The 11905-nt window shown below is 21.8% G+C and carries 8 protein-coding genes and 1 rRNA gene; all 9 read left to right on the forward strand.

All coding sequences use genetic code 11. The features are described from left to right. Positions 1-1420: 1420 nt before the first annotated feature. The 9 genes from PLC66_RS19260 (at position 1421) to PLC66_RS19290 (ending at position 10695) form a co-directional block, all read left to right on the forward strand. Complete coding sequence (locus PLC66_RS19260; RefSeq protein ID WP_324543529.1) at positions 1421-1909, forward strand: hypothetical protein; 489 nt, start codon at positions 1421-1423, stop codon at positions 1907-1909. An 800-nt stretch (positions 1910-2709) separates the two neighbouring features. Beyond that, the gene (locus PLC66_RS22965) at positions 2710-2916 is read left to right on the forward strand and encodes a hypothetical protein (protein WP_503012245.1); all 207 of its coding nucleotides are present in this window, start codon (positions 2710-2712) and stop codon (positions 2914-2916) included. A 213-nt stretch (positions 2917-3129) separates the two neighbouring features. Further along, positions 3130-3615, forward strand: coding sequence for a proton-conducting transporter transmembrane domain-containing protein (locus PLC66_RS19265; RefSeq protein ID WP_324543531.1), 486 nt, complete (start codon positions 3130-3132; stop codon positions 3613-3615). A gap of 1382 nt (positions 3616-4997) precedes the next feature. Continuing rightward, positions 4998-5411, forward strand: a complete 414-nt coding sequence (locus PLC66_RS19270) for a hypothetical protein (protein WP_324543533.1) — start codon at positions 4998-5000, stop codon at positions 5409-5411. A 300-nt stretch (positions 5412-5711) separates the two neighbouring features. After that, complete coding sequence (locus PLC66_RS22970; protein ID WP_503012246.1) at positions 5712-6068, forward strand: cupredoxin domain-containing protein; 357 nt, start codon at positions 5712-5714, stop codon at positions 6066-6068. A gap of 156 nt (positions 6069-6224) precedes the next feature. Then, positions 6225-8168: ribosomal RNA gene (locus tag PLC66_RS19275) — 16S ribosomal RNA — on the forward strand. Positions 8169-8651: 483 nt separating this feature from the next. Next, positions 8652-9584 (forward strand): hypothetical protein, encoded by a 933-nt coding sequence (locus tag PLC66_RS19280; protein WP_324543535.1) that lies wholly within the window; start codon positions 8652-8654, stop codon positions 9582-9584. Between the two features lie 150 nt (positions 9585-9734). After that, positions 9735-10118, forward strand: a complete 384-nt coding sequence (locus PLC66_RS19285; protein ID WP_324543537.1) for a hypothetical protein — start codon at positions 9735-9737, stop codon at positions 10116-10118. Between the two features lie 268 nt (positions 10119-10386). Then, the gene (locus PLC66_RS19290; protein WP_324543538.1) at positions 10387-10695 is read left to right on the forward strand and encodes a hypothetical protein; all 309 of its coding nucleotides are present in this window, start codon (positions 10387-10389) and stop codon (positions 10693-10695) included. Positions 10696-11905: the final 1210 nt, after the last annotated feature.

Below are 11905 nucleotides of genomic sequence, written 5' to 3' on the forward strand. Positions count from 1 at the left end.
CATTTTGTTTATAAAAATTTTCCGTTTATAACAATTCATTTTCAGAACAAATTAATGAAAACTGAATTTCATTTTTCCATCTGAAAAATGAACATTTAAGACGTAAATTTACATTTTTTGTTTACAATATTTTATATTATTTAAAGTTTATTTGAGGTTGTAGGTTGATGAAAAAAAGTTGATGAAAATTAAATTTCATTTTTATATTCTTATTTTTAATTTATATTTTTATTTTTAAAAAATTTGAATAATAAATATTCTAAATGCAAATTTGACAAGTTTGTTTTTATTTTATATAATAATTATTATTTATTTTGATTGTGTTATTAAATTAATACAAAATAAAAAGGTTGATAAAAATTAAATTGTATTTTATATTTTATTTAATTTTTTTAAAATTTTTTTTATAAAATTAACTTTTTCACGTAAATTGTATTAATAATGTTTTTGTATTATGGCAGTACCTAAAAAACGATCTACATATTTAATTAAAGTTTCAAAATTAAAAATTTCTTTTAAAAAATTAAAATTTAATAATAATATTTTAAAAAATAAAAACATTTATATTTTTAAAAAAATTACTCAAACTGATAATTCTGTTTTTTATTTATAATTTTTAAATTTGGTAGGATCTTTTAAAGTATATTTTAATGCAGGTTTAATTAATTTAGTAAAATATTTTTCATTATTAACCGTAGCATTTCATGACACATCATCATTATTTGGTTTTTTTATTATCCTTGTTGTTTTTTCACAATTAGTAAGTGGTACAATGTTATCATTTAGTTTGGTTCCTGAAGCAATGATGGTACCATTAGTTCGTGATGAAGAGGATGTTGAAGATTTGTATATTGACGATTTTTTTTGAATTCATGAACGTGGTGTTGATTTGTTATTCATTTTTTCATGAGTACATTTATTTAGAAAACTTTATATTAACGCATTTGATTATGAGCATGAAGTTGCGTGAAAAAGTGGTGTTTTTACTTTTATGATTTTACAAGTTGTAACCTTTTTCGGTTTGGTTTTATGTTGTACACATTTAAGCGAAATTACATTAACTATAGCAGCAAATATTATGCACACATTTTTTTTATTTCATGGTAAAATTTATTGGTGAATATTTACTGATAAAAATTTAAATACTGATACCTTAATTCGTTTAGCTTATGGTCATTATGTTTCAGCATTTTATATGGCTTATTTAGGAGTTTTACATGGTGTTGATATGCATTATGATTGAAAAAACGAATCTACTTATGATGGTCTTGAATCTGAAATGAGTTGATGAGACGAAGCATTGTTGAATGAATTAGGTACTTTTATTGAATTTATAATTTTATTGAATATTTTTTGTTGGTGAATTTACCCTGATCCTGAAGCACTTTCATATGAAATTTTTATGTGAGGTGATATCGGTTTGATTTCAGATGTACGTTTTTATGGTGTTGCACCACATTGGTATTTTAGACCTTACATGGCTTGGTTAATTGTATGCCCACACCATAAAACAGGTATTTTTGGTTTATTATTTTTATTTTTTATTTTATTTCACCAACCAACTTTACACGGTTTTAATGAGAGTGGTTTTTTTGCTAAAAAAAAATTAATAATTAAAGATGGTGTAAGACAAATTAATTTTTATAAACAATTTTATTTTAACTTAGAATTTAATTTATTTTATCAATTATTTTTTTTTTTTTTTTTTATGTGTGCTATGTATACAAATACATTTTTACCATATGGTCGCTTTTATAATAGATTAGGTGGTAATGATGGTATGTTATTTGCTTATTTTTTTGTTTTTTTTTATTTAGCTACAAATATTTGTAGAAGACCAATTTTAATTAATTCAAATTTTTATTTTATTTTTAATAAAATAAATTTTTTACAACAAACTAAATTGTAATTTTAATGGAAATTTTTTTTTTGTTAGAGGAGTTTTGGTTTGGTATATTTGCATTTTATATTGAAGATGGTCGTGAACAATTTTGTAAACTTATATTTTGAATTGAGTACCTTTCTTTGTTACATTCTAAAAATTAAAAATTAATTTGATAAATAAAGTTTATGCTTAAACAATTTATTTCTAATTTTACAAATATTAAATTTAATGTTAAATTTAATTTCTCAAATTTTATAAAATTAATTTTTACATTGAGTGTAATTTTTTTAATTTCATACAATTTGTATAATTATTTTAGTGATGAAACTTTAAATAATATTTTTGAATTTTTAAATTCTATTTATTTTAATAAATTAAAATTCATGTGATGTTATTTAGAACTATTATTATTTTATCCATTATTTTTAATATTGGAAATTGTTGGTTTTTCAGAATTTGAAATTATTTATAATGATAATTTATTAAACAAAATTGATTCTATTATTATAAATATTTTAAATTTACCATTCAAAAATGGTATAAATTTATTTGTTTATTTAAATGAATTGAATTATGATTTAAAATACTACAACCATTATAATTTACCATTTTTTTTTTTTTTTTATGTTTTATTTATTTTTACAACATTATTTAGTTTTTTTTATTTGTCATTTTTAGGTTTTTATGGTGTTTTTATACTTAATTTAATCAGTATTGTATTATTTTGAATATCATCATTAATATCATTTAATGATTTTTTTTTAAAAAATACAATAATTATAATTAATATAGGTAAATGGTTTGTTTGTGATTTAAATCAACAAATTTCGTTCGAATTATTAATTGATTCAGTTTCATATAGTTTTTTTTTTTTGACACTTACAATTTCTGTATTTGTGTATATGTTTACTTTTTCTTATTTTAGATATGAACCAAATATTGAAAGATTTACTTTATTATTAAATGCTTTTGTTATTAGTATGATATGTTTAGTATTAAGTGGTAATTGTTTTGTTATTTTTTTAGGTTGAGAATTAATAGGTTTAACATCTTTTTTTTTAATTAATTTTTGATCTACAAAAATATCTGTATTAAAATCTGCGTTCAAAGCTTTTTCTTTTAATAAATTGAGTGATGTTTCATTATTTTGTTTTTTATTGTTAATTATGTTGTTTGTTGATGAAACTAATATTAATGTGTTAAATGAGAATTGATCTGTTTTAAATAATTATATTTTTAATATTGTGAATGTTAAAGTTTCTTTACTGAATATAGTAACATTTTTTTTATTATTAAGTATTTGTATAAAATCAGCACAATTTGGTTTCCATTTATGGTTACCTGATTCAATGGAAGCACCTGTACCAGCGTCTGCACTAATTCATTCAGCTACGTTAGTTTCAGCTGGTATTTTTTTATTATTAAGATTTACATATTTATTTGAACTTTCAATTTATGGTTTTTATATTATTCCATTAATAGGTTCTTTTACAGCATTTTTTGGAGGGTTGGGGTCTGTATACCAATCAGATTCTAAAAAAATTTTAGCATACTCTACAATTAGTCATTGTGGTTTTTTAATGGTTTGTTATAGTACTTTTATACCAGAATACACTATTTTATATTTATATGTACATGGTTTTTTTAAAGCTGCTATTTTTTTATGTTTAGGTAATATTATTCGTTTTTTTAGAAATGTACAAGATATTAGACGAATGGGTGGGTTGTGAAAATATTTACCATTTGAATGTTTTTCTAGTTTTGTTTGTTTGATTAATTTGAGTGGTTTACCTTTTACATTAGGTTTTTATATAAAACATTTATTGTTATTAGGTAATAATAATGATATGGTTTATACATTTTTTGTATTAGTAAATATATTAGGTGGTGCTGTATTTGGTATTATCTATTCATTCCGTTTTTTTTATTACATTTTTTTTGATTTTAAAAAATCAAAAAAAATAATATATAATGATACAAATAAAAAAAATTTAATTTCACAATTTTATACAAATTCAAGTTTAAGTTCAAATTATATAATATCGCTATTTATAATAATATCGTATTTTATAATAATTTATTTATTTTTTATTTTTTTAAATAAAAATTCACTTGGAGAAGGTTTTATAACGCACTCAATAAATTCATCAAAATATGATGAATTTTTATATTTATTACCTACATTTTCAAATAATATTAGTTATTTTAATTGATTTTTAATAATATTAATATTAATATTAATTTTTGTAAATTGACGTATAATTTTTTTTAATTATCAAATTAATTTTTTTATTTTTTTAAATTTAATATTATTTTTTTTTTTTTTTTTAAAGCTATAATAAAAAATTAAATGTTTTCAAATTATTTTCTGATATATTTTTTGATAATTAATGAAAACTAATATTGTTTTATTAAACTTAAATATTAATTACTTAACTTAAAAATAATTTTTTTTATAAAAAAGATAAATATAATAAATTTATCTGTGTGAGGGAACATCGTCACTGAAGTAGCTTTACAAACTAATTTTGGTGTTGGTTTTAACAACACTAAATCAGATGTTTTAATACATCTAACCCAATGACAATATTGATGGTGGTTTTGATTTTCATTTTTATGAGCTTTTTATTATTTAGTTATTTTACGTGTTGTTCGCTTTAGAACATTAAAATTTAGACCACGTATTGCAACATCATTAAGACCTCATGGTAAATGAGGTGATTTAATTGTTTGTTTAATTCCAATTTCATGGTGTGCTAATATTATTACAAATTCCACATTAATTTTAAAAATGATTGAATGGCAATCTGAAACAGGTTTGTTAACAATTAGAATTCGTGGTAAACAATGATATTGGATTTATAAATTCGAATTAAAAGCATTTACTGATATATTAACAGTGCCTAAAAATATTGGTAGAAATAAATGACAAATAACTACACCAGGAGATTCACAAGTTTCTGATGATTATTTACATATTTTACAATTACGTTATAAAAATAAATGAGTCAAAAATTATTGATCCGAATTATCACAAAAATTTGAAAAAAAAAAAGATTTTCATTTAATTTCACCTCAAGAACAATTGAAATATGATTTCTTTGAGAAATTTTTGAAATTACAAGATTATGATTTGTTTCAAAAATCTTTTTTAAAAGTTGATCAATTTTTTTTTGATAGTTTAGTAGGTTCAGAAGATTTTGTTAATTTTGGTGAAATTGCAAATATGTCAGACAAACATTCTGTTTTAAACGGTTTATACAACAATGTTAATATTAGAACTAAAAATAAAAAATTATTATGGTCAGATTTTGTGTCTTTTGTTGATGAAACAAATTTTTCATTAAATGTTGATAATTTACTATATTTTGATGTTTTTAATAATAGAAAAGATCAAATTAATATTAAAGATAATTTATTTAAATTTTTAGTTTCACCTAAAAACAATATTAAAAACGAACCTAATTTATCTATGTTAAATAATTGTTTATATAATTATAATGACTTTTTAGAAATTAATCGTTGAGTTAAACGTAGTAATGGTAATACCCCAGTACGTTTAATTAAATACCCAATTTCTAATAAATCTAGTTTTAATTTAGAAGCTGGTGTTATTGAATTATTTAAATTTAGATTTTTTGATAATAATGCTAAAATTAAACATAAACCTGTGTCTAATTCTGTTTTTTTAACTATGAAACAAAAACGTTATAAAAGACGTAAAAATGTACCTTTACGTGTAAAATTTGAAAAAAAACCAGACGGTGGTAATTTAAAAAAAGTTAGATGAAGTGTAAATCCTTATTTAATTAATAATGAGACTATTATTGAAAATTTAGGCAATCCTACCAAACAATATAATTTTTTTAAAAAAAATAAAACTAGATATGAAAATACATCAGTTGTTTTATCAAAACGTTTACTAAGAACTAGACGTACATTGGTATTACCAGCACATGTTAACATTACTGCTGTAACAAATAGTTATGATGTAATTCATTCATGGTTTATTCCTGGTTTAGGGTTAAAAATGGATTGTATTCCTGGTAGAGCAACACATCATAATTTTTATATTGATAATGTTGGTTTTTATTATGGTCAATGTGCTGAAGTTTGTGGAAGATACCACCATCATATGCCTATTCGTATTTGTGCTTTACCTTTTGAACACTTTTTATTATGATGACATACATTTGGTTTACCAAAAATGTTATTTACTAAAAATGTTAAAAGGGTTGCTTATCATTATGGTACAAGAAAATATAAATGATAATTTCAATAATTTTATATATTAATTTTTTATTTTTTTTAAAAATTTTAATGGATGTGTACATTTTTTTTACATGTGGGTGTGATCTTAGCTCTGGATGAACGCTAACCGAACGCTTAACACATGCAAGTTGGATGTTAATAAATTTATTAAATTTTGTTGAATTTTAATTTTTCAAAATTTATATATTAATTATCATAGCGGCAGGGTGAGTAACAAGTTTATTTCTACCACACAATTACAATAGATAAGTAATAACTTTTTCGATACATTACTAAATTTTATCGTTAATACCCTTTTTTGGAATTCTTTAGAATTGGCTTAATTGGTTGTTAATGTAATATTAAGTAAGCCTCCTGCAACTTTAATAGGTGTGGTGAAATATCAAAAAGCAAAGATTTTTTTTTTTTAAAAATTATTTTTAAATTATTATTTTGAGTTTATCTAAATTTTTTGAAAAGTGTAATAATTTTTATTGTAATTTTTGGTTTTCGTTGTGTGATGTTTAGACTTAGGATTAGGTTTTTTACGAGATGCGCCAAATGCATTACCGATAATATTAATAATAATGGTTTTTTATAACGTAAAGCCTGTGATCCTTAGTTGATTTGAAAGAAGAATCAGCCACAGGAGGTATGAGAACAACCTCCCGTTCGCAGCAGTGAGGAATCTTGAGCAATACGCGATTGCGTGACTTAGCGAAACGGTGACAATGAAGAAAGCTATGGCAGCTGTAAAGTTGAAGCTTAGATTGAGTATAATGAGTGTAAATCTATAAGAAGCTATGGCCAATGCATGTGCCAGCAGCCGCGGTCAGACATGAGTAGCAAGCGTTATCCGTATTAACTAGGCGTAAAGGATGCGTAGGCGGTAAAAGAATTTATATTTAACTACAATAGTTGACTAGGGTAAAATATAAAACCTTTTGACTAGATTTTTTTATTTGTATATGGTTGTTGCAAATTAGTGATAAAATACAGTTAGTTTGCAGTGATTTCCAGGAGTGGAAGTGGTGTACAATTTTAAAATGACGCTGATGCATGAAAGTATAAATATCGAACAGGATTAGAGACCCTATTAGTTTATACTGTAAACGATGAGTATTGATCTTAGGGTCAAGTTAACGCGTAAATACTCCGCCTGGGCAGTACTGTCGCAAGGGAGAAACTTAACTGAATTGGCGGGAATTTGTTAGAACGGTGGAACATGTGGTTTAATACGATAATCCGCGTAAAATCTTACCAAATTTTTTTTAATAAAATTAAATTTTTTTTAATAAAAATTATTTATTTATTAACTATGGTACTGCATGGCTGTCGTCAGTTCTTGTTGTGAAATATAGAATTAAGTTTCATAAAGAACGCAACTCCTTTTTTTAGTTTTAATGTTTATTTGGTGTAAATTGTAATTTAATTTTAACAACTCTTTTTAGTAGTTAAAATTATTTAATTTTAAAATAAATTTTTTCTAAAAAAACGATGCTGTCGTTACATTGTTATACAATTTTGACAGTTTGAGGAGGAAGGGACTGAAGTCAAGTCCTTATGGTCCGTGTATTTTGGGCTACACACGTGTTACATAGGCGGAAACAAAGAGTTGCTAAAAATTGATTTTTCGCAAATCTCTAAAAACTGTCTCAGTCCAGATTATTTTCTGTAACTCGAAAGTATGAAGACGAAATCGTTAGTAATCGTAAATTAGTACGTTACGGTGAATGGTTAATCAAATTTTGCACACACCGCCCATCACGCTCTGAGCATTAGTACATTTCGAGAGGCCTATGAATAAGCTATTGAATTAACGCCGCTTGTTTTGACCCGGTATAGTTTTTTGAAATTTATGTTTAACTTTGATTTATTTATTTACAATAATGTGTAGTGTTTTATATATTATTGTAGTTTATGTTCCAAAAGTCTTGTCTATTTCGGAATGGGTTGTTAGACTGTCCTGGTTATCTGAGTGAAGTTGACACAAGGTACTGGTAGGGGAACCTGTCGGTGGAAGAAAATATTTATATAAATTTATTTAATATTTGAATTTTTTTGTTTTTGAACATGATATGTTTGTTCGATTTAAGTTTATTTTTTGAAGAATTTTTAATTGTTTTACTGATTTATAATTTTTTAAAATTGGTTATTTTTAATTCAATTTTTGAATTAATTTGGCCTACACATTTTTTTAATAGAAAAAATAATTATAATTTTAAAAAATGCAGGTCTTTTGTAGGTTTTATTTTAAAATTAAGACCAAAAAATTATTTTTATTTAACTTTCTATAAATCATATTTAAATTTTTATTTTAAATAAAATTATGTTGTTTTTTTTATTTATGGTGAAATTAATTTTTACTTTATTTTTTACTTTTATTGAAGTGATTATTTTTTATGTTCTTTGGTGCGCTTTAGATTTTATTTTTTTATTTTTTTTATGCCTTATTCAGGCATTTTGTATTTCTTTCTGTAACTGTAATATGTTTGTTTTAGATTATGTACGTAGTATGTATCTAGTTCAAAAATTATCAGTATTCTTTGAAGAATCATTTTTTTTTTTATTCTCAGAAGAAAGATTTCCAAGGATAGTATATTACGATTATTTAAAAAAAAATAAACCACGTATATTATTTTTTCATAATTTTAAAAATCGTCTTGATTTAGAAGAATTTTATTTTATGAGTTTAAAATTTTTAATTAAACAATTTAATTTTTTTGTAAATTCATTTTTTTTTAAAATTAAAGCTGAAAAAGATTTTTTAAAATTAAATTTTTTTGATATTAAAATTAATATGTTTTTTTATTTTTATATTTTTAAAAAATTTTTTTTTAAAAGATATTATAGATTTATATCACATATTTTTTATGATGTTCATACACCATATAACTTGATAAGTTTTGATTTTATTTTTTTTATTTTTTTACATAGATCTAATGGTTTTTTAACAATACTTGATTTAAAAAAATTTTCTGATTGGTGTTTATATCATAAAGCTTTATTTAAAGTTTGTAAACATAAAATTATTAAAAATAAAATTATTTTTAAAAAAAAAACTAGAATGGGTATAATTTTTTTTCGAAAAAAAAAAATTTTTCACCTTAAAAAAATGTATTTTATTTATAAAAAAAATTATGCTGAATTTACTGAGTGGATGCTATCTACTGATTTACTAGTTGATAAAAAAAAAAATTTATTAAAATTTAAAAATATTTTTTTATTTAGATTTAAAAATATTTTTTTTAAAAAATTTAATAATACTATTAAAAATAAAATAACTACAAAAATTAAATTTTCTGATTCTTCAATGAATAAATATATTAATTATAATAATTTAAAAAATTTTAATTTTTTTTTTCTAAGAAAAAATAGAATTTTTAATAAAAGTAGATATTCTAGAAACAGACAACTTTACAGAACAGGTTTTTATTGGTGTTTGTGATTAAACATTATTATAGTTTATGGTTTATTTTTTTTATTTTATCGTTTTACATTTAATTTTGGTTATATTTGATGAGGTTTAATGTTTTTATTTTATTCGTTCATTTTTTCTAAAGTATGTAAATATAATTTTTACAATGTTTGTGTTTTAGTGAATGAATTTAAACTTTTATTAAATTGGTTTGGTTTTATAATTAAAGAATTTTTAATTGAATCTGAAGAGTATTCAAAACATGCTTTAAGAAGTTGGAAATATAATATTCATACTCATGATGAAGTTTTTGCTGATATTAATAATAAAACTCGTTTAGGTTTAAATGTAGATCCAGAATATACAAATATATACCATCCGTATGTGCTTGCTTATAAACTTAAAATTGTTTCTAACCAAATTCATTGGTACAGTAAATCAATTTTAAAATTTTTTAGATATCTTACACATCCATTACGAGGTACAACTTCGTATACATATGAATCTTATCCTGAAAAAACAGAATTATCATTTTCATTTTTATTTGAGTCTTTTAAATGGTGATGTAATCAAGTAATTAAATTTGGTGAATTTACTAAAGGTGAGTTATTATTTTTATGAAATGTATAAAATACATAATTAAATAAATTTTTTTATTAGGGGAATAGTTTAGTGGTAAAACAACGGTCTTCAAAATCGTCGATGTGGGTTCGATTCCTACTTCCCTTGGTTGGGTATGGTTTTTTTTAATAAAAAGGTTTTTAAGAAATATCTTAGACTTCTTTATTGTTTTATTTTTGATACATTAGATTTGTGCTTTAGCAAACTTGATTTGGAACGTCAGAATCTTGATGCAAAAGAACAACAATTTTACAAAGACCATCAAAGTTATGTTTTAAAAAGAGATCTTTATGATCTTTTTTTTAAAAAAAAAGATACATTTTGGTTTGAAATTTTTGTTTATAAATTAATATCTTTGAATTTTAAATCTATATACGATGATTTCAATATTTTTAGAACTAATTTTAGAATGTTGGCAACTAAACATGGTTTTTATTTTAATTTTATAAATTTTAAAAATAAATCTATTTTTTCTAATTTTAACCGAGACTTTTTTTTATCAGGCTTTAATTTTTTATGAAAAGGTTTTAAGTTATGGATTGTTTCAATTTTATTAGTGTTAATAATGTATTCAATTTTAGTAATAAAAACTTTACCATTTAACAAAATTTTTTTTTCATGGATAAGTGTTATTATGTTTATATATTGATTAGTTTCAGGGTTTGTATTTTTTTTTAAAAAATATAAATTTGGTAAATATACAACAGCTATTCAAAGATTTTGACGTAGAAGTTATATTTTATTCTGGTTGATTGAAGCATCAACATTTATTTGTTTTTTTTTTTTTACATTAAATGCTTCACAAGAATCTTTTTTTATGTTCGATCAAATAAATTTTTTTAAAACCCATTTGTTTTCGTGACGTTTATTTTTTTTAAAAATTTTTCCAATTGTTTTGTTAATTTTATTAACATATTTTTTAATTTTATCATTAAAATGAAATATTTTTAATAAACAAAGTTTATTATTATTGTTGTTAACCTTAATATTAACTTATGTTGTTTGGTTAGAATTTTATCAATTTATTCATATTTTGAATTTTTATAGCAATGTTAGTTGAATTTTTGATACTGATGAACATTTTTGATTCTTAGAATCAGAACCTAGACGTACTAGAATGGTTAACCATTATGTTATGTTATTGTTTGTATTAAAATTTTGACATATTGTTTTTATTTATGGTTTTTGAATTTTTTTTGTTTTAAGAAGTTTAGAAATTAAACGTATAAGATACAGTTTATTGGCTGCAAATTTTCAAAATTTTATAATTTTGTATATATTTGCTTGAGTATTTATGTATCCTTGGTTTAAATTTTTTTTAAAAAATTTTTTATATTCACCATATTATTGATTTTATGTGAATAATAGAAGATTATTTCTACGAGTTTTATTTTATGATTTTAAATTAGTTTATTTAAGTTTAACTGATTTTTTTTATTTTTTTAAGTTGAGATTTTTAAATTTTTTTAATGCTAATTTTTTTTATTGAAATATTGGTTATGTTGGTAATAATTATGAGCAATTTTTTAAAGATTCATTAAAATCTAAAATTATTAATAATGTTGTATAACAACAATGTTACTATTATTTTTGGTTTGGATTGAATAGATTGGACTTTATTTTTTATATTATTTTATGTGATGTATAAATATTAATTTTAATGGTTTTACTAACATTAATGGTTTTACTAACATTAATGGTTTTACTAACATTAATGGTTTTACTAACAT

The sequence above is a fragment of the Thauera sp. genome (assembly GCF_035444905.1).
In the GTDB taxonomy this organism is placed as follows: domain Bacteria; phylum Pseudomonadota; class Gammaproteobacteria; order Burkholderiales; family Rhodocyclaceae; genus Thauera.

Excerpts from the sequence above, each read along its gene's own strand:
- PLC66_RS19280 (WP_324543535.1), top strand. The coding sequence starts at position 8,652 with ATGTATCTAGTTCAAAAATTATCAGTATTCTTTGAAGAATCATTTTTT.